The organism is Streptomyces sp. NPDC059582 (assembly GCF_042735715.1).
Classification (GTDB): Bacteria; Actinomycetota; Actinomycetes; order Streptomycetales; family Streptomycetaceae; genus Streptomyces.
The window spans coordinates 1-23966 of the sequence record NZ_JBHWCC010000061.1; the positions used below are offsets into that span (position 1 = coordinate 1).

Here is a 23966-nt window from a genome sequence, read left to right on the forward strand (position 1 = left end):
GCTACGAGCGGAAATCCGAACACTTCCTTGCCTTCGTCGGCATAGCCGCAGCCCTCATCTGCCACCGCCGACTCACCAACTGAAACGACGTCTTAGGACAACCACCACTGGATCGGCCGACAAGGATCTCGCCGCGATGCGCAACGCGACCGCCGGTATCGCCGCGGTACTCGCCGCCACACTGCTCACCAGATGCTCGACGAGCGACAGCAGCAACGCCGCCACCGAGAAGGTGCTGGGCGTCTGCGAGGACCTCGGAGTCCAGCCGGACGGTACGGGTACCTGGAACGACGGCTCCAGCGCCGGTTGGGCAGGCATGGCCCGTCTGCAAAACAATGTGGCCAACCAGGCCGCTTCAGCCGCTGTCACAGATCCTCGGTGGAACCGGCTCGCCGACGCTCTCGGCGACGTCGCTTCCATCGCGCAGCGCTATGCCCATGCCACCCCGGCGCCGAGTGAGCTGACCGCCGAGGATTCGACCACTGTCAGCGAGTCCGGCGTCATCGTCCCGGCCGAGTGCCGGAAGGTTTTCGCGGCTGCTTGAGGCCCGTTGTCAGGCCTACCGGGTGTGTGCACGCGAACGCCGCCGGCGCGGGCTTGACCATCGGAAAGGCCGCCGGAAGCGGTGCTCGCCTTCCCGATGAGCGGTACACGCCGAACCGCCGGAGCGCGTTCGCTGCCAGGCGTTCGTCCCATGGCTAGTGCCGTGGCGGGCAACGTTGGCCCGTGAAGGAGCGGCGTCCGGTGCGTGCTCCCGGCGTGCCGGCCGGAAGTCCTCGTACTGGTCGTACGTGGGCTTTCGGCCGGTGCGGCGGGAGTGCGTGCCGGGCGTCGCGACGGGGCCAACGTTGCCTGCTGCGGCACTAGCGACGACGGTCATGCGGGGGTCGGGAGCCTCGGTGGTGGACCTGCCCTGGTGCGCAGTCTGCTGCTGAGGTCCGCCCTCCGTCGAACCGCGATCGGGTGGGCCACCACGCGGAGTCTCTCGTTGTGGACAGCATCGTGGTGCTCGACCTCGGCGATCTACCGTAGGTCTCCGGCCGGCCGAGGACGCCGGCTCCGTATCGAAGGGTGACACAAAGTGACGATCGTCGCATATCAGGGCGAATTCGGCTCCAATTCGGCGACCGCCACCCAGAATCTCTTTCCCGGCAGCACGGAACTGCCCTGCACGAGCTTCGAGCAGGCCCTCGACGCCGTCACGCTCGGGACCGCCGACCTGGCTGTCATCCCGGTGGACAACTCCGCCGCCGGACGGGTGGCCGACGTACATCACCTGCTCCCGGAGTCGGGCCTGTTCGTCATCGGCGAGTACTTCCTCGCCATCCGCTTCGACCTCATGGGCGTACCCGGGACGTCACCAGCTGATGTCGAGTGCGTCCGCAGCCACGTGCACGCGCTGGGGCAGTGCCGGAAGGTACTGCGCGAGGGCGGCTGGCGCACACTCGTCAGCGACGACACGGCCGGGGCCGCCCGTGAAGTGGCGGAGCTCGGTGACCCGCGGCACGCGGCGCTCGCCCCGCCCGCCGCGGCCCAGCACTACGGCCTGGAGGTGCTGCGAGCAGGAGTCGAGGACGACCCCGACAACACCACGCGGTTCGTCGTCCTCTCCCGCGAGTCCACCGTCGCGCCCGTCACGGACGACCCGACGATGACGAGCCTCTTCTTCGCCGTACGGAACATCCCCAGCGCCCTCTACAAGGCGCTCGGCGGCTTCGCCAGCAGCTCGGTGAACCTCACCAAGATCGAGAGCTATCAGTTGGGCGCGGGCGTCAATCCCAGCTGTTTCTACGTCGAGATCGAGGGCCATCCCGACCAGCCCCATGTTGCGCTCGCCCTGCAGGAACTGCGCTTCTTCTCGTCCGAGGTACGGATCCTCGGCGTGTACCCGGCACACCCGCACCGCCTGCTGGAACGCATCGGGTGAACCTCGCACCCCGATCGGTCAGCTCGTCACACCGCTCTGGCGTGCCCGGTAGGCGGCAGCCTTGACCCGGTTGCCGCAGGTCCTCATGGCGCACCACTCACGCCGGTGCCCCCGCGACCGGTCGAGGTAGACCTGGGTGCACTCGGGACGGGCACACTCGCGCAGCAGCGCCTCCTCGTCCCCTCCGAGGATCTCGACCGTCTCGCGCGCGAGAGCCGCGAGCCCCTGGGAGACGGAGCCGGTACGGGCCGTGCCGGCCGGTCCGAGTCGCAGCGTCACCGGCAGGCCCGCCGCATGCAGATTCAGCACGGCGACCGCCCCGGTGGGCAGCGGCCGACCGGCGAGGCGGGCCGCTACCAGCGAGTAGATCGCCTCGCGCAGTTCCAGGGCGAGGCCGAGGTCGGCCCCGGTACCACCGGGGGCCAGGTCGAGCATTTTCGACTCGACGAACCAGTCGTCGAGGAGCTCGGGAGAGGCGAGCTTCTCCATCGGCGCGTCATTGCGTCGCGCGCGCAGAGTGCCGACGAAGTCGAGGGGGAGACTGCCGCAGGGAAATGCATGTTTCACGTAACCATATTGACCGGTGACTGGCGAATACGCAACGCCCTTGCCGTGTTCCACTTCCCTCACTCACCCACTCTCCCGACCACCTTCGGACCCTTGCGCGCCGCGAACCGGTCCTCCACTCAAAGAATTACTGCCAGAACCAGGCCAGAAGCACGGCCAGGACTACAGCCCCAGATCGAGGGCCAGGCACGAGAAGTAGTTCCACGAGCCTTCAGGGTTGTACGAGACGGCACCCCCACCGTCGGCCCCGGCGTCCGCCACCTCGGTCATGTCCTCGAAGCGGATCCGCTCGGGAAGGCTGCCGTAGCGAACGTGCCGTGCCGCCGCGGCGGCATCCGTCGTGACGTCCTCGCTCATGACCGTTCCCCTCTTCGTCGATCGTCTTCGTCGATCGTGGATCGCGCCCCGCTCACCGCGGGACGACAACAACCCTGCGCTCTCTCGCATAACCTGTCAAGCAGGTGACGCAAGGCGACGCGGGCAAGGCTGACACCGGACTGGCGGCTCGCTCGGCTGCAGCTGAGGGCCGCCCTCGGATGTCGGCGTGCGACCGTCAGCGGCCCGGCGCGCGTTCGGTGATCTCCTGGAGGATCCAGTCGTTGCCGTCGGGGTCCGCGAACGAGGCGAAGGAGCCGTAGCTGGCACGCTCCGGGTGGAGTCCGGGCACCCTGCCCGCCTCGCCGGCGTGATGGAAGGCCCCGGTGACATCGTGGAACGGGCCGGAGACATCGACGCCCCGGCCGGCCAGCTCCGCGCCGGCCTGCTCGACGTCGGAGACGATGAGATGGAGTCCCCGAGCCGAACCCGCCGGGGCATGCGTCACGCCGTCGCCGAAGATGACCGAACACGCCGAGCCGGGCGGCGTCACCTGCACGATCCGGTAGCCGTCGTCGATCGGGAAGTCCGCGTCGAGACGGAACCCGAGCTTCTCTACGTAGAAGTCCTTCGCCTTGTCGACGTCGGAGACGGGGATGACGACGACTTCGAGCTTCATGTCCATGGCAGCGCTCTCGCTTTCAGGTGTCGGGGTGCGGGTATCGGGGTGCGGGTATCGGGGGTGCAGACGTTCGTGTTGCCGGTGCCGGAGTACAGGCGTCGGGACCGCTATCGGGTGGTGCGCGCGGCCTCTTCGATGACGCGGCTGATGACGCCGGGGTGGGAGACGGCTACGGCGTGGGAGGAGGCGACCTCGGTGGTGTGGGCGTGGGCCCGCCTGGCCATGAAGCGCTGGACGGAAGCCGGGATGTTCAGGTCCTGGGTGGTGATGACGTCCCAGCTGGGGATGGTCTTCCAGGCGGCGACCGTGGCCTTCTCCTCCAGGGCGGCCTGGGCGACGGGGCGCTGGGCGACGGCGGCGAGGGCGGCTTCGTCGCGCGGAACGTCCGCGGCGAACTGGTGGCGGAACTTGCCCTGCTGGACGTAGAGGTCGGTGCCGGTGGTGCCGTCGGCATGGGTGACCGTGACGGGGTCAAGGGCATCGGCGAGGGTGGAGCCGGGGTATTTGCCGGTCAGCGCCAAGGCGCTCTCGCCGGGGGCGGGCAGGAACGCGGCCACGTAGACGAGGGCCTTGACGTCGGGGGCCTTCGCGGCGGCCTGGCTGATCACGGAGCCGCCGTAGGAGTGGCCGACGAGGATCTTGGGACCCTTGACGTGGTCGAGGAGGCTGCGCAGCTCGGCCGCGTCGTTGCGCGGGCCCCGCAGGGGGTTCGCGGCGGCGACGACGGGATAGCCGTCGGCGCGCAGCCGGGAGATCACGCCGTTCCAGCTGGAAGCGTCCACGAACGCGCCGTGCTCCAGGACGATGGTGGGCTTGCCGTGCTCCTTGCCGACCGCCGTGGCGCCGTCGGCAGTGGCGGTGCCGGCGAGCGCGAAGGCCCCGAGTGCCGCGCCCGCCGTGACGGCCACGCCGACACCGGTGAGAGCCCGTCGCTTGCCTACGGCCTTGATGTTGAACACGAGTGGATCCTCCAGAAGTACGCGGGGCGACACGGAGACCGTCCGTCGCCGGATGACGCCGGCCGCGGCACAGCTGTCTGGCCGCCGCTCGGCATCACCGCTCTAACTGGTGACAAACCTGCCCTGCATTACGTCACCTGTCAAGCCGGTGACGGGTGAATCGATCGACGCACCTGCAATCGGCCGACGGTCGAGATCGCGGCGACCGGCGACCGGCGACCGGCGACCGGCGACAGTGGACGCCACAGGGACTGCGTCACCATCTTGACCGGTGACGAATGGCCGTGTCAGAGTCATCGCCGCGAGCAGCCCACGGCGATCACGCAGGTACGTGTCGCACCCGGGGCCCCTGCCTCGCGACGGCGGAACGCATCGGAAAGACGCACGGAGGCTTCACATGATCAACAGGCGTACCTTCAACAAGGCGATGGGTCTGGGCACAGGAGCGGCCGCCGTCTCCCTGGCCGGTCTTCAGGGTGTCGCCGACGCGTCCACCGCTCCGAGCCGGTCCGGCAAGGCTCCCGTCGTGCCGACGGTCGTTCCGGGCACGCACACCTCCTTTCCCACGCTGAAGCAGGTGAAGGCCGGTGTACTGAACGTCGGCTACGCCGAGCTGGGCCCCGCTCACGGCCCCGTGGTCATCTGCCTGCACGGCTGGCCCTACGACATCCACAGCTACGTCGATGTCGCTCCCCTGCTCGCCGCCGAGGGCTATCGCGTGGTCGTGCCCTATCTCCGCGGCCACGGCACGACACGTTTCCTGTCCGCACGCAGCTTCCGCAACGCCCAGCAGTCGGTGATCGCCCTGGACATCATCGCGCTGATGGACGCTCTCAAGATCCCCGAGGCCGTGATCGCCGGCTTCGACTGGGGCTCGCGAACAGGCGACATCCTGGCGGCCCTGTGGCCCGGGCGTGTCAAGGCACTGGTCTCGGTGAGCGGCTATCTCATCACCAACCGCAAGGCCCAGCTGGACCCGATCCCCGCGGCCGCCGAGCACACCTGGTGGTACCAGTACTACTTCGCCACCGAGCGCGGCAAGAAGGCCATGGAGGACAAGGCCCACCGCCATGAACTGACCCGGCTCGTCTGGAACATCGTCTCGCCGACCTGGAATTTCGACGACGCCACTTTCGAACGCACCGCGGCCGCCTTCGAGAACCCCGACTACCCGGCGATCGTCGTCCACAACTACCGATGGCGGCTGAGCCTGGCAGAGGGCGAACGCCGCTACGACCGCTACGAGGACAAGTTGGCTCTCGCGCCGGCCATCACGGTGCCGACCATCACCCTCGACCCCGCGCGGGATCCGTTCACGGCGCCGGGTAACGGGTCCGCGTACCGGAGCAAGTTCACCGGGAAGTACGAGCACCGGACGCTCTCGGGCATCGGCCACAACCTGCCGCAGGAGGCGCCGACGGCGTTCGCCCAGGCCGTGGTCGACGTGGACCACTTCTGACGGATCAGGGGGCCGGCCGGACCTGCTGACGGATCAGGGGGCCGGGCCGGACCGGCCGGCCCCGGCGCCTCTCGATGAGAATGTTCGTACAGGCCGTCACTGCGTCACCGCATGCATGTTCACTTGGTTTTCGTGACGAAGAACCGGCACTCCGTCTTCGCCGACCGGCATCTGACGCGGTGCGAGGAGGTCATGCGGGCCGTGTGCGGGGGCCTCGAAGGACTTCGAAGGACTTCGAAGCCGAACTGGTCGAGTTCAACGGCGATCCGACCACGTCCACCTGCGCACGTCGCCGCTGCGTGAAGACGTGGTCAGGCGGGCTGCCACAGCTCGATCCGGTTGCCCTCAGGATCGGTGACCCAGCCGAATCGACCGACGCCCTCCATCTCCTGCGTCTCCTCGGCCACGTCCGCTCCCTTGGCGCGCAGTTGCGCGAGCATCGCTTCCAGGTCACTGACCCGGAAGTTGAGCATGGTCTGCTGGGCGCGGGACCCGAAGTAGTCGGTCTCGGACTCGAACGTCGCGAAGACCGTCGGTCCGGTTCCCTGGCGCCACAGGCCGTTCTCGTCGGCGTCCAGGCCCAGGCAATCGCGGTACCACGCGTTCAGGGCCGACGGGTCGGAGGCCCGCAGGAAGTATCCACCGATTCCAAGCACACGTTCCATGCCGCTATCTTGCCAGGACGTCGATCGGGGCGGGTTCGCACCACGCCACAGCACCGCGGCCATGCGGCGATCGCGGTCCATGTGACCGCGCTGTGGTCAGCCGGCATGCGGGGCGAAGGGGCCGGAGCCGAACGCGAGCCGCGCGAAGTTGTCGCCGATGCGGCGGTGTCCCGCGGGATCAGGGTGGACCTCGTCGGGCAGCGGGAGTTCGGCGTAGTCCCTCTCGCCGTACAGGTCGCGTCCGTCGAGGTAGTGCAGGTTGGGGTCGTCGGTCGCCCGCTGGTGGACGATCCGGGCGAGTTCGTCACGGATGACGTTCAAGGTCAGGCGCCCGGCGGCGCGTTCGGCCGGATCGCCTGTCGCCTTGAACCGCAGGGTGCCGCCGTCCAAGTCGGGCGCGAGAGGGCCCGGGCTTGTCCTCCTGGACCGGGCACAGGAGGGGGGACACGACCAGCAGCGGCGTGGTCGGATGCCCCTCGCGGACGGTGTGGAGGAAGCCGTGGACCGCGGGGCTGAAGGCGCGCAGGCGCATGACGTCGGCGTTGACGATATTGATGCCGATCTTGAGGCTGATCAGGTCCGCTGCGGTGTCCCGCATCGCGCGGGCGGTGAACGGGTCGAGCAGCGCGCTGCCGCCGAACCCCATGTTGACCAGTTCCACTTCGCCCTGGGCAGCCGCCAGGGCCGGCCAGATGGCGGTCGGGTGGGCGGCGTTCGAGCCGTGGCTGATGGAACTGCCGTGGTGCAGCCACACCCTGTGCCCAGCGTCCGGCGCGTGCTCGATGGGCGCGTCGGTGCGCAAGGCGATCAGTTCGGTGACCTCCGTGCGCGGGAGCCAGAGCTCGACGTCCTTGTCACCCGCCGGCAGATCGGTGAACCGGGCGGTGCCGGCCGGCCCCTCCGACAGTTCCGCGGACTGGGTGACCAAGTCGATGATCGTGCGGACGTTACCGCCGGCCACCGTGGCCTGGGCGGCGAGACGGCCGTCGACCAGCAGGTCGTACACACCGTCCGCCGGGGGCGGGAAGCCCCGGTAGACCCGCTTGGTGGGCAGCGTGTCCAGTTCGATCGTGGTGGCCCGGGTGCGGAACGCCGGCCGCACGCCGGAGGGTTGGGCCTCGGCCAAGGTCAGTTGCTCGTCAGGGACCTGCCGGCGCGCCCGGGCGGGCAGCCGATGCGGCAGTAGGCCGTGCGCGGTCGCTTCCACGTCGAGGTGACCGCGCAGGATGTCCGCGGTGACAGGTGTGGTGATCCGGTCGGGCTCGGTGCTCATCGCCTCACCCTGTTGCTCAAGATGTCCGGACTGCTCATCCACGCAGGTGCGTGGCGCGGCTGACCGCCTTTCGGTGTGCGGCCCACGTCTGGTCAGGGTGTGGCGCGGTTGCGCAGCAGGGCGTCGAGGGAGTCCACGACCCAGACCCAGGATTCCTGCGCGTCGGGGGCGCTGTGCTCGAAGCCTCCGGCCAGCTCCAGGCTGACGTAGCCGTGGAAGACGCTGCCCAGCAGCCGGACGGCGTGTGTCTCGTCCGGCTCCGTCAGGTCGTAGCCGCGCAGGATCGCTCGCGCCATCTGCGCGTGCCGCACCCCGGCGCTGGCGGCCGCCGTCTCGGGGTCGAGCCGGAGCCGGGCGGCCGCGTAGCGACCGGGGTGTTCCCGGGCGTAGTCGCGGTAGGCGTTCGCGACGGCGGACAGGGCATCCTTGCCGGCCCGTCCGGCCACCGCGTCGGCTACCCGGTCGGCGAGTTCCTCCAGCGCGAACAGGGCGATCCTGGTCTTGAGGTCCTGGGAGCCCTTCAGGTGCGAGTACAGACTCGCGACCTTGACGTCGAACCGCCGGGCGAGCGCCGAGACGGTCACCTGGTCGAACCCGACCTCGTCGGACAGTTCCGCCCCCGCCCGGGTCAGACGCTCCGGGGTCAACCCTGCTCGCACCATGACCTGACCTTCCTCCCGTCCGGCGACAACCATTATGCATTTGCCTAACACTTTTAGGCAAACTAGCCTGCCGCTCATGAAGTCACTGACCGAGCGGGAGATCCGCACCGCCTTCGTGAACTGCTCCAAGGGCGAGGCCAAGCGTCTGTCCGTCCCCCACGACCTGGCCGAGCGGCCCTGGGACGACCTGGACTTCCTCGGCTGGCGCGACCCCCAGGCCCCCGACCGGGCCTACCTCGCCACCGAGTTGGACGGCCGCCCGGTGGCGCTCACCCTGCGCGGCTCCCATGCCCCCTCCTGGCAGACACGGCGCAGCATGTGCTCGATATGCCTGACCACCCACACCGGAGGCGTCTCGCTCCTGGTCGCCGCGAAGGCAGGAAAGGCCGGGCAGCAGGGGAACAGCGTGGGCGCCTACATCTGCAGCGACCTCGCCTGCCCGCTGTACGTACGGGGCAAGAAGGACGCGGGCATCGGGGCACGGCTCCCCGAGTCACTCACCCTGGAGGAGAAGATCCAGCGGACCGTCGCGAACCTCACGGCCTTCATCACCAGGGTGACCGCATGAGCCGGGCCGGTCTCGGGACGACATGGCTTCGTCCACTGCGAGCAGCAGCGTCTGTCCGCCGGTTCGGGCCGCACGCAGGGCCCAGGATCCGGGCCAGGACCGTGCCCCGCGTCCGCGCGGAATCACCGTCGACGCGTCCCCCGGTCGTCACTTCCCGGAGTCGCGCATCTCCGTGCGATGGTCGTAGTAGGCCCACACGGACACCGCCAGCACAGCGGTGAACCCGACCGCCGGGATCCGTGCGGCTCCCGTGGTCGCCGTCGCGAACGCGACCAGGCCGGTCGCCGCAGCTCCGCACAACATGATCACGCGGCTGACGAAGCGGTGCTGTGGAGACTGCGGATCCTCGCGGTCCTTCAGATCATGCAGGGCGTCCCTGGCCGGGTGCCTGGATCCGCGCCGAGCGCGTGCCCGGTACTCCAGCCCGTAACTGATCACTGCGTACAGCGCGACAGCGCCCAGAGTCCAGAGCCAGCCCTCGGGGTCGTCACTCGATCCACGTGCCAGAAACACGACGCCTCATCCCTTCCCACCGCCGTCCGGATGCCCCCGAACCCCGTTTCCGAACCGCCTGTCAGGAACAGGCCGCCGGTACACACGAAACCCAGCGCGGAGCGCAATTGCCTCGGCCGGCCCGCAACAGAGTTTCAGCCGTCGCCCTGCCGGTCCGCGCCGACCGGGCGGAAGCACGCCGCCACCGTCTTGCCGTGCCGCTGACACGTCATCTCCCACTCGTCGGCGAGCGTCCGCACGATTCCCATCCCCCGGCCGGACTCCTCGCCCGCCTCCGGGTCACGCTGGCGCGGCAGCGTCGGGTCCTCGTCATGGACGCTCACGTGGAGGCACTCACCGTCCCAGGTGAGGACGAGCTGCGCGTCGCTGTGCGCGTGGAAGTGAGCATTGGTGAGCAGCTCCGACACGCTCAGGACGACAGCGTCCACCGTGTCCGGCTCAGCGGCGGTCCATGGCAGAGACTCCAGACGCCTGCGCGTCCACACCCGCCCGGCGCGCACACCTCCCGACAGCGGGAACGAGTGTGCCCAGCCCATCGCCTTGACCGCCACCGATCTCACTCCCGTCCCGCCGTCGACTCCCCCTCGTACCTACGCGTCTACCCGGCACCCGCCTCGGCAGGCCTCCGGTCGGTTCCCAGACCCTCCGGAGCGCGCTCGACACACGGGCCGAGCGCACGCGGCAGCACGGCGACGACCGTCCGGATCGGGGTAAGGGGTGGTCCGCGCAGCCGCCCTGGAGCAGTCGTGGAAGTGATGGAAGTGGTGGAAGTGGTGGAGACAACCGTGCGGCGCTCGAACGCACCGCGTCCGAGCGCCGCCTCGGCAACGCCTCCGACTGCCCGTCCGCACCCGCCGGCGCGCGCGATCCCGGAGAACGCGTCGCCCGTACGGACAGACACTCGTGGAATTCTGCAATCCGCTCGCAGCGTGACAGTCGCCGCGAACTGTGGAGCACGACAGCCCTCGGACCGTTCCGCCGGACCCGATCACCGGCGCGACTTTCCTTCAGGCTCAACGCTGTTGCTCGACACCGACGGGCTCAAGGGTGGCGGACCCGGTTCCCGCGGCCGACGTCGTCGTACCGGCCCTGCGCGTTTCCCGACAGGGGCTACCAATAATGTCGGCGGCCGCCGACTGCGTGACCGACCGCTCCCAGAATCCAGAGAATGGCCCCCACGACGACCAGAATGATCCCGATGGTCCACAGGATCGAAATTCCCGTCACAAAACCGATGACGAGCAGAATGACGCCGAGGACGAGCATGGTGCCCTCCGTTCCGCTTGACGTTCCACTACAAGGGTAGGCGTCAATGGTGTCCCGCGGCTTGTCCGGACACAGATTCAAGGAGCGATTCCATGATTCTCATCCTCGGACTCATCATTCTGATCGTCGCAGCCATCGTCGGCCTGGCCGGAATATTCGGCAACACCGGTGCAGGACACAGTCTCGGCACCGGCGGCGACTTCTCGGTTTTCGGCTACCACGCCACCGCCTCCACCGGGGCCCTCTTTCTGAGCGGAATCATCGTGGGAGCTGTGGCGCTCCTGGGACTCGCCCTGGTCCTGATCGGCGCCCGCCATTCGGCCCGTAGGTCCGCGCGGACTCGGCGCGGACTCAGTGCGTCACGACGTCAGACCGCCGTCGACGACCGTGAGAGCGGCGACCTGGTCGAGCCACGCGACGACGTCCGCTCCGACGACGTCCGTTCGGACGTCAGTCCTCCGAAGACCAGCGCCTCCCGTGGCCGAGGTCACTGGTTCGGTCACTCGGCCGCACCTCGCTGACGCCTCCAGCAGGTGAACCGACGCCCTCGGGCCCAGCGGCTCCGTCGTGTTCCGCGGGGCCCGGAGCGTAGTTCGCCGCTCAGCGCCGGTGCTCGGGCGAGCCCGTGCGCAACGCGCTGCGCCCGTGGTCCCAGGCCTCGCGAATGTAGGTCGCGAGTCGGTCCTCGAGCAGAACGGTCGCCGCGCAGCCGAACGCGATGTCCTCTTCCAGGTCCGGCTCGTCGGCGAGGAGGCCGCCGATGACCTCGTGGCGTACGACCTGCTCGTGGACGGCGTCGGCCTCGACGTGCTCGGCGTAGAAGTGCTCGGCGGCGGGGCCGGCTCCGCAGCGTCGCATGGCCTTGGCGAGGCGCCTGGACCCGGGCGACGAGGTGACCTCGACGCAGGCGAAGTGGCCGACGAGCGCGCCACGCAGTGCCCGGCGCAGGCCGAAGAGCGACATCAGGTTCACTGTCGCGAGCAACGGCGCCGGGGCCCGGTCCAGGTAACAGCCGTACGCGGAGTCCAGGTCGAGGTCGGTCATCAGGTCCGCGAAGAGTCGCGCGTGGATGCGTTCGGGGTGGCCGGCGCCGAACTCGTCGTACTCGATGGCGACCATGGCGGCCTTGGCTCTGCCGGTGAGCCGTGGGATGACCCAGATGTGCGGGTCGGCCTCTTTGAGGTGGTAGAGGGAGCGCAGCGCCGCGTACTCACGCAACTGCCAGAGCTCCCCCTCGGTTTCGAGGTGATGGCTGAGGCTGCCGGAGAGGTCGACGGGCTCGACGAGCAGCGGGGCGAAGGCATCCTCGACCGAACGGGGGGCGTCGGGCAGCTCGGTACGCAGAGCCCGCAGGAAGCGGTCCTCCATGTCCCGGCGCAGCCGCAGCAGGTCGGGGTCCCACTCCCGTGTGTCGTCCACCTGGTCGAAGCCTCGGTAGTGCAGTTCGTAGAGCAGGTAGAGGGCGAGTTGGAGGTCTTCCCCCCACGGGTCGGCCCGCGGTACGGATCCGGGAGCGTAGACCGGAGCGATGCCCGAACGCAGGGCATGCGTCACGGCCCCGGACAGCTCGCCCCGCCCTTCGACGAGGCGGGGGCCGACGGCGGTCGCGGTCACTGGCGTGGCCGGGCTGGGAGGAGGGGTCATCGCTGGTTCCTGTCCTCGCGGGGCGAGCCGTCCCGCTCGCGACGGCGGTGGCTTGTGTCGCACCAGGGGTACGTACGGCTGCGGCGGCAGGTGCAGACCGCGACCATGAAGCGGTCGGACCGGGCGACCGTGCCGTCGGCCAGGACGATTTCGACCGGACCCTCGACCAGGACCGGACCCTGCGGGTCCACCGACACCCGACGTGCGGGATCCGCCGCGGTGAGCGCCGCGGTGTCCGGGCACGGGCCGCGGTCAGAGGCGCCGGGCACGGATGATCACCAGCTCTTCCCATTCCTCGGCCTCGTCGGCCAGACCCTGCTGCTCCAGCCAGAACCGTCGCGAACGCAGGACCGGGCCCCATGGCACGGACGCACTCGCCGTGACCTCCGCGGCCAGCCCCACCCCGGCCAGGAGATCGAGCGTCTCCCCGGTCCCGCACATCCCCGAATGCACCATGAGCAGGACGCCGCGGGGACACAACAGGGCTTGGGCACCCGCACAGATGCGGTCGATGACCTCGCGTCCGTCGGGTCCGGCGTCCCAAGCTCGCTCCGGTCCACGCGCCGGAAGCCGGTCGCCCGGGGCGGGAACGTACGGCGGGTTCGCCATGACCAAGCCGAAACGGCACCCTGCGGTGCGTGCCGCGAAGTCGCCGTGCAGGACGCGCAGCGGGAGCCGGTGGCGCCAGGCGTTCAGGCGGGCCGTGGCCACGGCGGGCCAGGAGACGTCGACCGCCGTCACCCGGGCTCCCCTGGCCGCGGCACGCAGGGCGAGGGCTCCGGTACCCGTACCGATCTCCAGGACGTCCGTACCGGGACGGAGGTCCTCGCGGGCGAGCGCCTCCGCGAGCAGCCGGGTGTCCGCCTGCGGCTGGTAGGCGCCCGGGAGTGCCATCAGACCGACGGGCGGCGCGACCGAGGAGAGACCCGAGCTGGGCACTGCGCACCTCCGAGGTCGCATGCGACCCGCGGTCGGGTCGCGACTGATGACCGATATGTCCCGACTGCCCTCGGGCAAGCTCCCCACCCGAATTTCGTCGATCTTCAGAGGAACAGACGAGTACCTGGGCCACTCTCCGCGATCGGCTCGTCAATCTGCTCGTCGATCAGCTCGTCGATCGGCACCGCCCCGGGCATGTTCACACACGAGGTTCCGGGCCGCCGACGTCACCGTCCGGCGTCTGCCAGGAGTTCTCGCGCCGCCGCGCCACGGGATTCTGCTCAGCCGGCCCGACAGGGGCCCTGCGGCGCGCGCTACGTCGGCTGCCGTACCAGAACGCGCCGATCAAAAGGGCGACCACCACCACTCCGGCGAGGATGAGGAAAAGCGCTCCTTGCCCTTCAACCGCAAGACTTTCGCTAGCAATCATGACCGCCCTCTACCCGCGATCGGCGGGCTTACGGGCGGCGGTCGCCCTTACGGGGACACGGCGCGGCGCCGCCGGAGCGGTCTCTTGGCTCTGGCAGGTCGCGGACGGTATCGGACGCTTCCTCATCGGCATCCGTGCCTGTGCCGCACCAGCAGGAGGGCGACAACCAGAGCGGCGCCGGCGACGAACAACGGCTTGCGGTTGGCACGTGCCGTCGTCGCGGCCTGACCGGCCCTGTCGTGGACCGAGTCGGGGGTGTGCTCCGCCACCAGCCGACCGGCACGAGCCGTGGCGTGGCCGACCAGTCCGGATGCCTGAGCGGCCTGGTCACGGACGCGGTCGGGTGTCCTGTCCTTGACCAACTGCACGGCGTGGTGAGCGTTCGCGCGAACATGGCCGGCGACCACCGCGGTCTCCTCCGCGGCCCGCTTCCTGACCGCGGCTGTCTTCTCCTGTGCCTGAGCCTTGATGTCGGCCTTGTGCGCCAGCGCCTCGACGGTCTGCCCGAGTTCCTCACGCGTGCGCTCGACCTGCGCGCGCAGCTCCTCAGGGGTGGGCGTGCCGACATGGGTCCGGGATGCGTCGCTCATCGGTGCGCCCTCTCCTTGATCTCGGCCACGTCCGCCTTGACGCTGTCGATGGTCTGCACGGGGACGGGGGTGCCGGCCCTGGCGATCTGCTTCTTCCCGACCAGCGCGGCAACCGCGGCCACCACGGCCAGCACGGCCGTGAAGATCAGGGCCGACGCCCACACCGGCAGCACCAACGCGAGGGCCGCGATGCAGGTCGCTGTCAGGGCCTGAGCGGCCAGGAATCCGAAGAGTCCCGCCGCGCCGAAGAGGCCGCCGCCCTTCCCGAAGCGTTTGCCCTTCCTGGTCATCTCTGCCCGCGCCAGCTGCAGCTCCTCGCGGACCAGGTCCGAAATCTGCTGAGAGGCTCGCGACACCAGCACGCTCACGGATTCGTCGGTGCTGTGGTTCTGCCGCTCTAGCGTCGTCATGGCGTAGTCACCCTGCCCTCGTCTTGTGCCTGATCGGCCTCGCGGCACGGTGCCCGGTGGCTGCCACCGTGTCCGTCGGCCGTTATGCCTGGTGCGGCCCGTGAGAGTGGTGAGGCGCTGAGCGCGATGCGACACCGCCGACAGGCAGGTACGCCTGGCAGCGTGCTGCCGTGTGGCAGAGCCGCGTCTCCTGCGATGCTCACGCCGTTCTCACAGCGCGACTACCCAGCTATCGACCTGCCACCCACCCGCACGCAGGTGCTTCCTCTCGGAGCGCCCGGACCAGGACGCCGATCAGGCCGACACCGGCGCATGCCAGGACGTCCGTCGGCCGCCCGCGCCCGACGGGATTCTCTCGCCGCGCCGCCCTGCCGACCGCGATCGCCCGCGCGGTCACTGCTCCATGCGGCGACGTTCCTTGTCGCTCCAGGCGCGAGTGTCGCGGGGCCGGACATAGGGTTCCGCGTCCTTGGGCAGCCCTCCGACGATCGCCCGCTGGCGGGCCGGCTCCGCGTCGAACTCCAGGCCGAGGTGGATCGCCAGATTGGTGATCCACAGCCAGACCAGGAAGACGATCACCCCCGCGACCGTTCCGTAGGTCTTGTTGTAGGAAGCGAAGTTCGCGACGTAGAACGCGAAGCCGCCCGAGGCGATCATCCAGATGACCAGGGCCAGAAGGCTGCCTGGGGTCACCCACCTGAATCCTCGGCTCCTGGCGTTCGGCGCGGCCCGGTACAGGAGGCCGATCATGATCGTGACGAGGAGCACCAGGACCGGCCATTTCGCGATCGACCAGACCGTCAGGGCACTGTCGCCCAATCCCAGGGCGGTGCCCGCCTGCCGTGCCAGGCCGCCGGTGAAGACGACGATCAGGGCGCCGGCGCAGGCGAGGACCATCAACGTGACAGTCAGCGCCAGGCGCAGCGGCAGCACCTTCCACACCGGGCGGCCCTCGGGCATGTCGTAGACGGCGTTCGCGGAGCGGATGAACGCGGCCACGTATCCGGAGGCGGACCACAGCGCCACGACGACACCGACGATCGCCATCAGCGACCCGACGCCGCTTCGGCCCTGCAGTTGCTCGACCGCGTCGCTGATCACGTTCCGGGCGGAGCCGGGAGCCAGCTGCTGGAGGCTGTCCGTCAGCCGCTGGGTCGTCGACCTGCCGGCCAGGCCCAACAGGGACACCAGGACGAGGAGGGCGGGGAACACCGCCAGGACTCCGTAGTAGGTCAGGGCCGCTGCGCGGTCGGCCAGCTCGTCGTTCTGGAACTCCTTGACCGTGCCGCGCAGTACCGCGGTCCAGGAGCGCGCGGGCAGCTCCGTGGGCTGATCCGGGGCCTGCTCCTCGACCAGCTCGCTCGGGCCCACGCCGGCGTCGCCCTTGGCGTCGGGACGCTCAGGGTCACTGCCATGACCCAGGTTCGGCAGGGGCTTCATACCCCCCGACTTTCCATAGCTGTGCCGCGCATGCTCAGCACGGCGCTCGGAAACAGGGTCCTTCGCGCGGAGTGCGGCTGCCGAAAGACAACCTGGCGAGCCTCGAGGTGCCCTCCTGCAGACGCGCCGACTGCCCCGTGGCCGTGCCGTGCCGACCGCCCGGGAAGTAGCGCTCGTGTCCCACTGGGCAGGCGCGCCGTTCGGGTGCAGTCGAGGCCCGGGTGGGACGGGAGTCCCACGCCGGGTAGTCGTCGTGTATGAACTCACGTGTCCTCAGTACCTCGACGACGGCCGGACCGACCGCGGCACTCGACACCGCCTCGGCCTGGTGGCTGACGACCCTGGACCGACTGGAGCGGACGACGGTGGCCGATCCGGTGATCAGGGTTCTCCAGCGGGGGATCAGCTCACTCCCCTTGGGCGGAATGCGTGATCTGTTGCGTGGCAGACCGCTGGGACACCCTGTGCACCCGGTCCTGGTGCAGGTGCCGATCGGCTGCTGGCTGTCGGCCACGGTGGTGGATGTCGTACCGGGAGCGCAGCGTGCGGCGACGACGCTCACCGCCGTCGGACTGGCCGGGGTCACCCCGGCGGCGGTCGCCGGCTGGGCGGACTGGGCGGATCTGCCGCCCGCGCAGGCCAGGGTCGGCCTGGTCCACGCGGTCACCAACGTGGCCGCAGTGGCCTGCTACACCGCGGCTCTCACGGCACGCCTGCGCGGTCGCTCCGCGAAGGGGAGGCTGTGGGCGTTGGGCGGTCTGACGGCGGTCGCCCTCAGTGGGGCGCTCGGCGGGCACGTGGCCTACCGGCAGACGTCGGCGCCACTCGCCTGACTTGGGCGACCCCCGCCACTCCCCCCTGGTCGCCGGCATGCCGAACGCGAACTGTGGCAGGACGCCGCGGGCAAGGGCGTACGCGCACTCGTCGCGGTGACCCACGACGTCGAATACGGCCGGGCGACCGACGACCTTCGTGCCGGGCTTCCCTGTCGAAGCCGACGGCTCCGCGGGAGCCGCCTCTAGGGGCCGGGACCCAGCCCACCGAATCGCGCCCAGCCGAGCTGACTCAACTGGGCTTTCACCTCAGGCGACAGGCGGTGTCGCGGTGTGGTCCGGGTGGTGGTGAGTGCGGCGGATCGTCTTGAGGCGGGCTTCCAGCAGGTGCTCGCGTCCCTCGGCCAGATCGTCGACGATGTCGCGTTCCATCGCGGCGAAGGGCCGGTAGTAGGTGGAGTTGTAGGCCTCGATGATCTGGAAGGTCCAGTGTCCCGGCATGACGTTCCGGCCGACGAGTTCGCGCTCGACCCGTGCGGCCTGCTCGTCGTGACCCGCCTCGCGCAGCAGCCGGACCGCGTCGCCGAGCTCGAAGTCCGCCGTTCCGGTCAGCTGGTGGAACCCGTACAGATGGCCGCGAGCCCGCTCTGTGGTCTCCAGCGCTTTGGAGAGCGCGCCCAGGGCGCGCACCGTCTTCTCGTCGACTCCATCGGGCACCTGGTGCGCTGGGTCCAACTCGTGGTTGCTGTCCATGGTGATCCTCTGCCCGGAAGGCACGCCGCCGAGCGGTCGGTTGAGCCGGGTGGCGTACAGCAGTCCCCCACGGACGTCCGCTGCCCGGCACGTCGCCGACACGCCCGCCAGGCACACGGTCCGCGCGGCCAGGCGTGAGGCACCGTCAGTCATGCACTGCCTCATGGGACGTCGCGCCCTGTGCCCTGTGCCCTGTGCCCTGTGCCTTGTGCCCTCCAGCCGAAATGGAAAAACAATTATGGCTGGAACGCACTCTCCTGAGGACGGCTGGGCGGATGGTGCGTCAGAAGCTGATTGATAACCGTGGTTCCCCGGTTGACAACAGCGCAGTTCAAACGACGCACGCCGTCGTGTGTGGGCCTGATTCTCCGGCAACCGGTGTAGAGAAAAAATCGGGGGTACCCGAGAACGGTCGGGATGGTCGCCGTGACACAGGAGGGGATCTCACCTCGACGATCGACGACTTGTCCCGGACCCGGATTCGATCCGAGTTCGTGAAGCGGTAAATGCGAGGCGGGCGAAGTCCAGTGGGATGCAATCCGCTGGACGCAAGACCCGCCGCGCACAACGTACGACGCGCAACGTACAACGCACAACGTACGACGTACGCCGTACGAACCAAGGGGGATCGGCGGGAAATTTTTTTTCTGCCGTCCCCTCAGAGACCGGAGGAGTTGTTTCTCGCGTGACTGAGCATGTGTGGAGCTACCAGCCGACCGCAGGCCACCTGGCCGGTACGGACCTGACCGGCTACAAGGTCGAGGCGACCGACGGGAGCATCGGCAAGGTCGACAAGCACTCCGACGAGGTCGGTGACGCCTACCTGGTCGTCGACACCGGTGTGTGGATCTTCGGCAAGGAGGTCCTGCTGCCGGCGAGCACGGTCATGAGCATCGACCCGGAAGACCGGAAGGTCCTGGTCGACCTCACCAAGGAGCAGATCAAGAACGCCCCCGAGTTCCACCGGGACAAGCACCTCGGCGACGCCGGCTACCGGGACGAGCTGGGCACGTACTACAGCAACCCGTACGGCAACCGCCCCGTCTGATCCCGCCCCGCATGACTCTGGTCTCGGTGCCCCTCGGGGTGCCGAGGCCAGACTCGTCGTGCGGCCTTCTTCCGGTGCTGTCGCGGATCACGCGCGGTGGTACTGGTCCGGCGTAGTGACTTCCCCGCCGAGTTCCTCGGCGGCGTGGCGTGCCCAGTACGGGTTGCGCAGCAGTTCACGGCCGAGCAGCACCGCGTCCGCCTTGCCCGAGGTGACGACGGCCTGGGCCTGGGCCGGTTCGGTGATCAGGCCGACGGTCGCCACCGGCATGTCGGCCTCCTGGCGGACACGCTCGGCGAAGGGCAGCTGATAGTCCGGCGCCACGGGGATCGTCACGTCCATCACGTTGCCGCCGGTCGACACGTCGAAGAGGTCGACGCCCCGGGCGCGAAGCTCCTTCGCCAGGCGCACCGTCTCGTCCGCGGTCCAACCCTCACGCGCGTCGCCGTTCTCCTGAAGCCAGTCGGTGGCGGAGACGCGGAAGAACACCGGCAGGTCCTCCGGCCAGACCGCGCGCACCGCTTCGACGACCTCGACGGCGAACCGGGTACGCCCCTCGAATGAGCCGCCGTACGCGTCGGTGCGTCGGTTGCTCAGGGGCGAGAGGAACTGGTGGATCAGGTACCCGTGTGCACCGTGGATCTCGACCACCTGGAAGCCGGCGGCCAGAGCGCGCCGGGCGGCGTCCGCGAACTCCTTTACGAGGGTGCCGATCTGCTGCACCGTCAGCTCGTCCGGAGTCGTCGCGTCGGACCGCATCGGGACCGCGCTCGGGGCGACCGGCTTCCACCCGTACTGCGCCTCGGGCGCGATGGGCGCTCCGCGGTCGACCCAGGTCCGCTCGGTCGAGGCCTTGCGGCCGGCGTGACCGAGCTGGATGCCCGGAACGGTGCCCTGGGACTTCAGGAATCCGGTGATCCGGCGGAACCCCTCCACCTGCGCGTCGTTCCAGATGCCGAGGTCATACGGGCTGATGCGGCCCTCCGGGCTCACCGCCGTGGCCTCGGTGATGATCAGGCCGGTACCACCGGTGGCCCGGGCGGCGAGGTGGGCGAAGTGCCAGTCGTTCGGCACCCCCGCGAGTTCCCCGCCCGGCGCCGCACTGTACTGACACATCGCGGCCATCCAGATGCGGTTGGGAATGGTCAGCGAACGAACGGTGTAGGGGTCGAAGAGCGTACTCACGAATCGTGTCTCCTGTAGTACGAGAGGCGGCCTGCTGTTCTCGGGCGGCCAACGGCCGGTCTTCTCCCCCGGCCGCATCTCCTTCTTGCGGAACGTCATGTTTGCAAACGCCGACTATGCGCGCGCGCATTCCCGTGCGGGCAGCGAAGTGCGGGACCGCTGCGGTGCGACACTTGACTGTCATCGCCTGACGACACTTGACCGTCATCGCCTGACCACACTTGACCGGTCATCGCCTGACAACAGTGCGTCGTCATGACGGGTGTCCGGGCCGCCGGCCCCCACGCCGTGGCGGTGGCGTCGGCACTCGTCCTCGCGGAGCGGCCGCGTCACATGGACTCCGCGGCCGGCTGACCGGCCCGCTCGGCATGTTCCTTCTCCGGGGCGACGCATTTGACCAGGCATTGGGTGCGCGACAGCCCGAAGACGCCGTAGCCCACGAGGGCGGTGCCGAGGAGAGCCGGCACGAGCCACAGGCCCGTGCGCGGTGTCTCGGCGTAGAGCGTCACTCCGAGACAGAAGCTCACCACGGCGTCCCCCAGCGTCAGTGCGGGCTGTGACGCGATCAGCGGCCCTCCCTGCATCGCGTAGCCCAGCAGGAAGATGGAGACCGAGCCGGCGACGGCGAAGCCGTAGGTCTGCCAGGCCAGGAAGAACCCCGTCGCTCCTTTGCGCGACAGGATGTCCATGGACGATTTCACCAGAGTGGCCGTGAGGGCGTTGCCGATGGCGGCCGCGGTGGCCAGGCAGGCGGCCCGCGCAGGTCCTTGAGGACGTCGCACACCGGCCAGGACCAGTGCTGATCCGACCCCGACGACGATGACGAGGGTCGGTACCCACCATGTCCCGGGAACCTGGGATCTCCCGCCGGTGGGTGCGGACGAGAAGAGGGCGACGGCCAGACCGGCGAAGATGCACACGACGCAGCCCCAAGCCCTTCGGGACACCCGTACCTGGAAGACCGCACTGCCGATCATGAGAGCCAGCGGAAGCTCCAGGATGAAGATGGGCTGCACGGTGGCCAGTGATCCCGACATCAGGGACAGGGCCTGGAAGAGCGCGGCGAACACCGTGCCGAGGACTCCGCCCAACCAGACCGGATTGTGCAGCAGGTCCCGGACGAGACTGAGTCCCTGTGCGCGGGCAGCGGGCACGTGGACCACCGCTCGGCGTTGGAGCACTGTGCCCAGTGCGTTGCTGCCGGCGGCCAGGACGGCAAAGACGATCGCGAGGAGCATTTCCATCCCACCGGCTTCTGCGTTGTACGCGCTTCCCTCACCGCGCGTCGCGGAGGTTCACCATGCGTCGCAGGGCATTCACCACGCGTCCCACGACATCCGTGAGTTCTGCCATCTCAAAACCGTCTGGGCCGGCTGAAGCCGGTGAATCGAATGGTCGGCGGGACTCAGGCCACTGCCGCGCTCAGAGCTTTCAGACCGTCGCTGTAGATTCCATTGAAAAGGGCGACGACGTCGGCCTCCGGGGCGTCCGTGGGGACGAATCTCCCCGACCATTGGACCTCGCTGACGGTCGCGTCGCCCGAAACGGCGTGGACCCGCAGGGTGGACACGTAGTCGGTCACGGGAAACGGCGCCTCGACGATCGCGTAACTGTACTGACGCTCCGCGTCGTTGAACGCGAGGAGGCGCTCGACGACGGTGTCTCCGTCCGAGGTGCTGAGCCTTCTGTGGCGCCCTCCGTTCTCCAGTGTGCTGGAGGGAATGTCGGGAAGCCAGTCCGGCAGCGAATCGAAGCCCCCGATCAGCTGCCATACGCGTTCCGGGGGAGCCGGCACGATCCGGCTCACCGATATGGATGCCATGGCGTGTCTCCTAGTGCGTCGAGGAAACGGCGGTCTCTCTTTTCGAGGGGGATTCGAGGCGGGATCAGACGCCGCCGGGAAGCGGGGCCATGGGACTCACCAGCCGCGCCTCGCGAAGTTCTTGCCAGAACCGCTTTGGGACCTGCTCGTGGAGTGCGGCGAGGTCCTCCGTGATGCGGCTGGGCTTGGTCGCCCCGGGAATGACCGCCACGCTCACGGGGTGCGCGAGGGAGAACTGCAAGGCGGCCGCCTTGATGGCGACCCGGTTCCGGTCGGCGATGGCCTTGATGCGCTCAACCCGCTCGACGATCTCCGCAGGTGCGTCCTGGTACTCGAAGTGGGAGCCGCCTGCGAGGATTCCGGAGCTGTAGGGACCGCCCACCACCATGCCGACGCCTTGTTCCTGAGCCATGGGAAGCAGTCGCTGCAAGGCATGCTCATGGTCGAGGAGGGTGTACCGGCCGGCCAGCAGGAACCCGTCGGGTTTCGGCTCGTCGAGCGCCAGAGTGAGCTCCACGGGCTCGGTGCGGTTGACTCCCAGGCCCCAGGCTTTGATCACACCCTCGTCGCGCAGCCTGGCCAGGACCCGGAACGCCCCGGTCCGGGCTTCTTCGAACTTGCCGAGCCACAGGTCGCCATGGAAGTCCTGGGCCACATCATGCACCCAGACGATGTCCAGCCTGTCCACACCCAGACGCTTCAGGCTGCCCTCGATGGAACGCTCCGTGGCGTCGGCGGTCCATTCGTGGAGGATCTTGTTCGGCCTTCCCGCTGCGAACAGACTCCCCTTCTCGCCCAGATCGCGGCTACCGGGCTCGACCTCGTCGAGAATGACGCGGCCCACTTTGCTGGACAACACGTATGCGTCCCGGGGCTTCTGCGACAGCAGTTCGCCCAGGCGGATCTCGGCCAGGCCCGCGCCGTACAGCGGAGCGGAGTCGTAATAGCGGATGCCCTGGTCCCAGGCGGCATTCAGTGTCGCGGAGGCCTCGTCGTCCGGGACGGCACGAAACATGTTGCCCATGGGTGCCGTGCCGAACCCGATATGTTCCGGTAGAACCTTGCCTAGGGTCATGATCGGCTCCTCCGCGCCGTGAAGGCCGCTCCGGACAGAGTGCGGATCCCGACAACCAGCCTCAAAGCGGCCCGCTCGTGCAGCCCATCCACCGGCGGGGCCACTTCACACCGACCCGATTCTCCGAATATCAGCCACCCAGGACGGAACGTGCCGAAATCGTTGTCTCATATCGAAAGCCATACACAATTCATTGCAGTATAAACCGATACAAAACTGCACAATATACGATGCTAACAGCAGCCTCCTCACGGGTCAACCGGTCGGGCGATAGGGCCTCTTACCCGAACCGGCAAGGAAATATCACCCCGACGCGGAAACTCTTGAATATGCGCGCCGATTCTGAATACGCGCGCCAACTCTCCGACCATGGAGCTGCTCGCCTTTTCTGATTGACATCACCCACCGCGCGAGCGGCAGCGCCGGCCCGGTGAAAGGCACCCAGGATTCGGATCTCATGCGTGGCGACGGGAAATCGGGGGCAGGCGGTGCAACCGTTGAGCGTCAGTCCCCGTACCGAAGGAGCGTCGCCGTGCCGCTGTCCCTGGAAGAGCGTGAGCAGTTCCTCGCCGAACCCCACGTCGCCGCCCTCGCGGTGAACGGGGAGGGCGACCGTGCCCCACTGACCGTGCCCATCTGGTACCAGTACGAGCCCGGCGGCGATGTCTGGATCATGACGGGCCGGAACTCCCGCAAGGGCGCACTCATCGCCGCCGCCGGGCGGTTCACCCTGCTGGTCGACCGGGTCGAGCCGACGGTCCGCTATGTCTCGGTCGAGGGGCCGGTGGTGTCGACCGAACCGGCCACCCGCGAGCAACTGACCGAGATCTCCGCGCGGTATCTGCCGGCGGAGAAGGTCGAGGGCTACGTGGAGACCGCCTGGGCGGAACACGGGGAGCAGGTCGTGCTGCACATGCGTCCCCGTCGGTGGGTGAGTTCGGACCTCGGTTCTCTCTGAGGTTCCTAGTGCTGCGGCACCAGCTGGTCGGCCGTCGCCCCCT

At 68.9% G+C, this 23966-nt stretch carries 30 protein-coding genes and 1 pseudogene; 9 read left to right on the forward strand and 22 right to left on the reverse strand.

Annotated features, from left to right (window positions below):
* Positions 1 to 136 precede the first annotated feature (136 nt).
* Together ACFV0T_RS35575 and ACFV0T_RS35580 are read left to right on the forward strand one after the other, a co-directional pair.
* The gene (locus ACFV0T_RS35575) at positions 137 to 544 is read left to right on the forward strand and encodes a hypothetical protein (protein WP_385788640.1); all 408 of its coding nucleotides are present in this window, start codon (positions 137 to 139) and stop codon (positions 542 to 544) included.
* Between the two features lie 537 nt (positions 545 to 1081).
* Positions 1082 to 1927: a prephenate dehydratase gene (locus ACFV0T_RS35580; RefSeq protein WP_385788642.1), complete on the forward strand. Its 846-nt coding sequence runs from the start codon at positions 1082 to 1084 to the stop codon at positions 1925 to 1927.
* An 18-nt stretch (positions 1928 to 1945) separates the two neighbouring features.
* Here ACFV0T_RS35580 and ACFV0T_RS35585 read toward each other — a convergent pair whose 3' ends face one another.
* From ACFV0T_RS35585 to ACFV0T_RS35600, 4 genes are all read right to left on the reverse strand, one after another.
* The gene (locus ACFV0T_RS35585) at positions 1946 to 2494 is read right to left on the reverse strand and encodes a CGNR zinc finger domain-containing protein (RefSeq protein WP_385788643.1); all 549 of its coding nucleotides are present in this window, start codon (positions 2492 to 2494) and stop codon (positions 1946 to 1948) included.
* 162 nt (positions 2495 to 2656) lie between these two features.
* A complete protein-coding gene (locus ACFV0T_RS35590; RefSeq protein WP_385788645.1) occupies positions 2657 to 2851 on the reverse strand; it encodes a hypothetical protein in 195 nt (64 codons plus the stop codon).
* Positions 2852 to 3047: 196 nt separating this feature from the next.
* A complete protein-coding gene (locus ACFV0T_RS35595; RefSeq protein WP_385788647.1) occupies positions 3048 to 3494 on the reverse strand; it encodes a VOC family protein in 447 nt (148 codons plus the stop codon).
* 104 nt (positions 3495 to 3598) lie between these two features.
* On the reverse strand, positions 3599 to 4450 hold the full coding sequence (locus ACFV0T_RS35600; RefSeq protein ID WP_385788649.1) for an alpha/beta fold hydrolase: 852 nt from the start codon (positions 4448 to 4450) through the stop codon (positions 3599 to 3601).
* A gap of 397 nt (positions 4451 to 4847) precedes the next feature.
* On the opposite strand from ACFV0T_RS35600, the gene ACFV0T_RS35605 reads away from it, so the two are divergent.
* Both ACFV0T_RS35605 and ACFV0T_RS35610 read left to right on the forward strand, forming a co-directional pair.
* Positions 4848 to 5909, forward strand: coding sequence for an alpha/beta fold hydrolase (locus tag ACFV0T_RS35605; protein ID WP_385788650.1), 1062 nt, complete (start codon positions 4848 to 4850; stop codon positions 5907 to 5909).
* A gap of 111 nt (positions 5910 to 6020) precedes the next feature.
* Positions 6021 to 6212: a transposase gene (locus ACFV0T_RS35610; RefSeq protein ID WP_385788652.1), complete on the forward strand. Its 192-nt coding sequence runs from the start codon at positions 6021 to 6023 to the stop codon at positions 6210 to 6212.
* An 8-nt stretch (positions 6213 to 6220) separates the two neighbouring features.
* Here ACFV0T_RS35610 and ACFV0T_RS35615 read toward each other — a convergent pair whose 3' ends face one another.
* The 3 genes and pseudogenes from ACFV0T_RS35615 to ACFV0T_RS35625 form a co-directional block, all read right to left on the reverse strand.
* Positions 6221 to 6574, reverse strand: coding sequence for a VOC family protein (locus ACFV0T_RS35615; RefSeq protein WP_385788654.1), 354 nt, complete (start codon positions 6572 to 6574; stop codon positions 6221 to 6223).
* A 96-nt stretch (positions 6575 to 6670) separates the two neighbouring features.
* Positions 6671 to 7847 (reverse strand): annotated as a pseudogene (locus ACFV0T_RS35620) (GDSL-type esterase/lipase family protein).
* 92 nt (positions 7848 to 7939) lie between these two features.
* Positions 7940 to 8509 carry a TetR/AcrR family transcriptional regulator gene (locus ACFV0T_RS35625; protein ID WP_385788656.1) on the reverse strand — a complete coding sequence of 190 codons (570 nt, stop codon included), beginning with the start codon at positions 8507 to 8509 and terminating at the stop codon, positions 7940 to 7942.
* A 76-nt stretch (positions 8510 to 8585) separates the two neighbouring features.
* Here ACFV0T_RS35625 and ACFV0T_RS35630 point away from each other — a divergent pair, with 76 nt between their 5' ends.
* Positions 8586 to 9077 (forward strand): FBP domain-containing protein, encoded by a 492-nt coding sequence (locus ACFV0T_RS35630; protein WP_385788658.1) that lies wholly within the window; start codon positions 8586 to 8588, stop codon positions 9075 to 9077.
* Between the two features lie 147 nt (positions 9078 to 9224).
* Here ACFV0T_RS35630 and ACFV0T_RS35635 read toward each other — a convergent pair whose 3' ends face one another.
* From ACFV0T_RS35635 to ACFV0T_RS35645, 3 genes are all read right to left on the reverse strand, one after another.
* Positions 9225 to 9590 carry a hypothetical protein gene (locus ACFV0T_RS35635; RefSeq protein WP_385788660.1) on the reverse strand — a complete coding sequence of 122 codons (366 nt, stop codon included), beginning with the start codon at positions 9588 to 9590 and terminating at the stop codon, positions 9225 to 9227.
* Between the two features lie 134 nt (positions 9591 to 9724).
* Positions 9725 to 10141 (reverse strand): ATP-binding protein, encoded by a 417-nt coding sequence (locus ACFV0T_RS35640; RefSeq protein WP_385788661.1) that lies wholly within the window; start codon positions 10139 to 10141, stop codon positions 9725 to 9727.
* A gap of 559 nt (positions 10142 to 10700) precedes the next feature.
* Positions 10701 to 10856 carry a DUF6131 family protein gene (locus ACFV0T_RS35645; RefSeq protein ID WP_385788662.1) on the reverse strand — a complete coding sequence of 52 codons (156 nt, stop codon included), beginning with the start codon at positions 10854 to 10856 and terminating at the stop codon, positions 10701 to 10703.
* A 92-nt stretch (positions 10857 to 10948) separates the two neighbouring features.
* On the opposite strand from ACFV0T_RS35645, the gene ACFV0T_RS35650 reads away from it, so the two are divergent.
* Positions 10949 to 11377, forward strand: a complete 429-nt coding sequence (locus ACFV0T_RS35650; RefSeq protein ID WP_385788663.1) for a hypothetical protein — start codon at positions 10949 to 10951, stop codon at positions 11375 to 11377.
* A 79-nt stretch (positions 11378 to 11456) separates the two neighbouring features.
* On the opposite strand, the gene ACFV0T_RS35655 is transcribed toward ACFV0T_RS35650, so the two are convergent.
* From ACFV0T_RS35655 to ACFV0T_RS35685, 7 genes are all read right to left on the reverse strand, one after another.
* A complete protein-coding gene (locus ACFV0T_RS35655; protein WP_385788665.1) occupies positions 11457 to 12500 on the reverse strand; it encodes an iron-containing redox enzyme family protein in 1044 nt (347 codons plus the stop codon).
* Complete coding sequence (locus ACFV0T_RS35660; RefSeq protein ID WP_385788666.1) at positions 12497 to 12769, reverse strand: CDGSH iron-sulfur domain-containing protein; 273 nt, start codon at positions 12767 to 12769, stop codon at positions 12497 to 12499. Before ACFV0T_RS35660 ends, ACFV0T_RS35655 begins: the two co-directional genes overlap by 4 nt.
* A complete protein-coding gene (locus ACFV0T_RS35665) occupies positions 12753 to 13394 on the reverse strand; it encodes a HemK2/MTQ2 family protein methyltransferase (RefSeq protein WP_385788727.1) in 642 nt (213 codons plus the stop codon). Before ACFV0T_RS35665 ends, ACFV0T_RS35660 begins: the two co-directional genes overlap by 17 nt.
* A gap of 244 nt (positions 13395 to 13638) precedes the next feature.
* Entirely contained in the window at positions 13639 to 13869 is a 231-nt protein-coding gene (locus ACFV0T_RS35670) for a DUF6479 family protein (protein WP_385788668.1), read from the reverse strand.
* Positions 13870 to 13991: 122 nt separating this feature from the next.
* The gene (locus tag ACFV0T_RS35675; RefSeq protein WP_385788670.1) at positions 13992 to 14459 is read right to left on the reverse strand and encodes a DUF3618 domain-containing protein; all 468 of its coding nucleotides are present in this window, start codon (positions 14457 to 14459) and stop codon (positions 13992 to 13994) included.
* Positions 14456 to 14869 carry a phage holin family protein gene (locus ACFV0T_RS35680; RefSeq protein ID WP_385788672.1) on the reverse strand — a complete coding sequence of 138 codons (414 nt, stop codon included), beginning with the start codon at positions 14867 to 14869 and terminating at the stop codon, positions 14456 to 14458. The genes ACFV0T_RS35675 and ACFV0T_RS35680 overlap by 4 nt, the downstream gene beginning before the upstream one ends.
* Positions 14870 to 15262: 393 nt before the next feature.
* Positions 15263 to 16309: a YihY/virulence factor BrkB family protein gene (locus ACFV0T_RS35685; protein WP_385788673.1), complete on the reverse strand. Its 1047-nt coding sequence runs from the start codon at positions 16307 to 16309 to the stop codon at positions 15263 to 15265.
* A 257-nt stretch (positions 16310 to 16566) separates the two neighbouring features.
* On the opposite strand from ACFV0T_RS35685, the gene ACFV0T_RS35690 reads away from it, so the two are divergent.
* Positions 16567 to 17142: a DUF2231 domain-containing protein gene (locus ACFV0T_RS35690; RefSeq protein ID WP_385788675.1), complete on the forward strand. Its 576-nt coding sequence runs from the start codon at positions 16567 to 16569 to the stop codon at positions 17140 to 17142.
* Positions 17143 to 17391: 249 nt separating this feature from the next.
* Here ACFV0T_RS35690 and ACFV0T_RS35695 read toward each other — a convergent pair whose 3' ends face one another.
* Entirely contained in the window at positions 17392 to 17835 is a 444-nt protein-coding gene (locus ACFV0T_RS35695) for a hypothetical protein (RefSeq protein WP_385788728.1), read from the reverse strand.
* 685 nt (positions 17836 to 18520) lie between these two features.
* On the opposite strand from ACFV0T_RS35695, the gene ACFV0T_RS35700 reads away from it, so the two are divergent.
* Positions 18521 to 18883: a PRC-barrel domain-containing protein gene (locus tag ACFV0T_RS35700; protein WP_385788676.1), complete on the forward strand. Its 363-nt coding sequence runs from the start codon at positions 18521 to 18523 to the stop codon at positions 18881 to 18883.
* A gap of 87 nt (positions 18884 to 18970) precedes the next feature.
* Here the strand turns inward: ACFV0T_RS35700 and ACFV0T_RS35705 are convergent, their stop codons facing one another.
* From ACFV0T_RS35705 to ACFV0T_RS35720, 4 genes are all read right to left on the reverse strand, one after another.
* Positions 18971 to 20068, reverse strand: a complete 1098-nt coding sequence (locus tag ACFV0T_RS35705) for an NADH:flavin oxidoreductase/NADH oxidase (protein ID WP_385788678.1) — start codon at positions 20066 to 20068, stop codon at positions 18971 to 18973.
* A gap of 329 nt (positions 20069 to 20397) precedes the next feature.
* Positions 20398 to 21312: a DMT family transporter gene (locus ACFV0T_RS35710; protein ID WP_385788679.1), complete on the reverse strand. Its 915-nt coding sequence runs from the start codon at positions 21310 to 21312 to the stop codon at positions 20398 to 20400.
* 161 nt (positions 21313 to 21473) lie between these two features.
* A complete protein-coding gene (locus ACFV0T_RS35715; protein WP_385788681.1) occupies positions 21474 to 21890 on the reverse strand; it encodes an SRPBCC family protein in 417 nt (138 codons plus the stop codon).
* A 64-nt stretch (positions 21891 to 21954) separates the two neighbouring features.
* On the reverse strand, positions 21955 to 22965 hold the full coding sequence (locus ACFV0T_RS35720) for an aldo/keto reductase (protein WP_385788683.1): 1011 nt from the start codon (positions 22963 to 22965) through the stop codon (positions 21955 to 21957).
* Positions 22966 to 23497: 532 nt separating this feature from the next.
* Between ACFV0T_RS35720 and ACFV0T_RS35725 the strand changes: the two genes are divergently transcribed.
* Complete coding sequence (locus ACFV0T_RS35725; protein ID WP_385788685.1) at positions 23498 to 23923, forward strand: pyridoxamine 5'-phosphate oxidase family protein; 426 nt, start codon at positions 23498 to 23500, stop codon at positions 23921 to 23923.
* Positions 23924 to 23966 lie beyond the last annotated feature (43 nt).

Bases quoted from the DNA above. Each gene is read 5' to 3' on its own strand.
- ACFV0T_RS35720 (WP_385788683.1), bottom strand. From the start codon at position 22,965: ATGACCCTAGGCAAGGTTCTACCGGAACATATCGGGTTCGGCACGGCA.
- ACFV0T_RS35595 (WP_385788647.1), bottom strand. From the start codon at position 3,494: ATGGACATGAAGCTCGAAGTCGTCGTCATCCCCGTCTCCGACGTCGAC.
- ACFV0T_RS35675 (WP_385788670.1), bottom strand. From the start codon at position 14,459: ATGAGCGACGCATCCCGGACCCATGTCGGCACGCCCACCCCTGAGGAG.
- ACFV0T_RS35610 (WP_385788652.1), top strand. From the start codon at position 6,021: ATGCATGTTCACTTGGTTTTCGTGACGAAGAACCGGCACTCCGTCTTC.
- ACFV0T_RS35590 (WP_385788645.1), bottom strand. From the start codon at position 2,851: ATGAGCGAGGACGTCACGACGGATGCCGCCGCGGCGGCACGGCACGTT.
- ACFV0T_RS35670 (WP_385788668.1), bottom strand. From the start codon at position 13,869: ATGATTGCTAGCGAAAGTCTTGCGGTTGAAGGGCAAGGAGCGCTTTTC.
- ACFV0T_RS35605 (WP_385788650.1), top strand. From the start codon at position 4,848: ATGATCAACAGGCGTACCTTCAACAAGGCGATGGGTCTGGGCACAGGA.
- ACFV0T_RS35645 (WP_385788662.1), bottom strand. From the start codon at position 10,856: ATGCTCGTCCTCGGCGTCATTCTGCTCGTCATCGGTTTTGTGACGGGA.
- ACFV0T_RS35680 (WP_385788672.1), bottom strand. From the start codon at position 14,869: ATGACGACGCTAGAGCGGCAGAACCACAGCACCGACGAATCCGTGAGC.
- ACFV0T_RS35575 (WP_385788640.1), top strand. From the start codon at position 137: ATGCGCAACGCGACCGCCGGTATCGCCGCGGTACTCGCCGCCACACTG.
- ACFV0T_RS35630 (WP_385788658.1), top strand. From the start codon at position 8,586: ATGAAGTCACTGACCGAGCGGGAGATCCGCACCGCCTTCGTGAACTGC.
- ACFV0T_RS35665 (WP_385788727.1), bottom strand. From the start codon at position 13,394: ATGGCACTCCCGGGCGCCTACCAGCCGCAGGCGGACACCCGGCTGCTC.
- ACFV0T_RS35690 (WP_385788675.1), top strand. From the start codon at position 16,567: ATGAACTCACGTGTCCTCAGTACCTCGACGACGGCCGGACCGACCGCG.
- ACFV0T_RS35710 (WP_385788679.1), bottom strand. From the start codon at position 21,312: ATGGAAATGCTCCTCGCGATCGTCTTTGCCGTCCTGGCCGCCGGCAGC.
- ACFV0T_RS35625 (WP_385788656.1), bottom strand. From the start codon at position 8,509: ATGGTGCGAGCAGGGTTGACCCCGGAGCGTCTGACCCGGGCGGGGGCG.
- ACFV0T_RS35615 (WP_385788654.1), bottom strand. From the start codon at position 6,574: ATGGAACGTGTGCTTGGAATCGGTGGATACTTCCTGCGGGCCTCCGAC.
- ACFV0T_RS35695 (WP_385788728.1), bottom strand. From the start codon at position 17,835: ATGGACAGCAACCACGAGTTGGACCCAGCGCACCAGGTGCCCGATGGA.
- ACFV0T_RS35715 (WP_385788681.1), bottom strand. From the start codon at position 21,890: ATGGCATCCATATCGGTGAGCCGGATCGTGCCGGCTCCCCCGGAACGC.
- ACFV0T_RS35650 (WP_385788663.1), top strand. From the start codon at position 10,949: ATGATTCTCATCCTCGGACTCATCATTCTGATCGTCGCAGCCATCGTC.
- ACFV0T_RS35685 (WP_385788673.1), bottom strand. From the start codon at position 16,309: ATGAAGCCCCTGCCGAACCTGGGTCATGGCAGTGACCCTGAGCGTCCC.
- ACFV0T_RS35655 (WP_385788665.1), bottom strand. From the start codon at position 12,500: ATGACCCCTCCTCCCAGCCCGGCCACGCCAGTGACCGCGACCGCCGTC.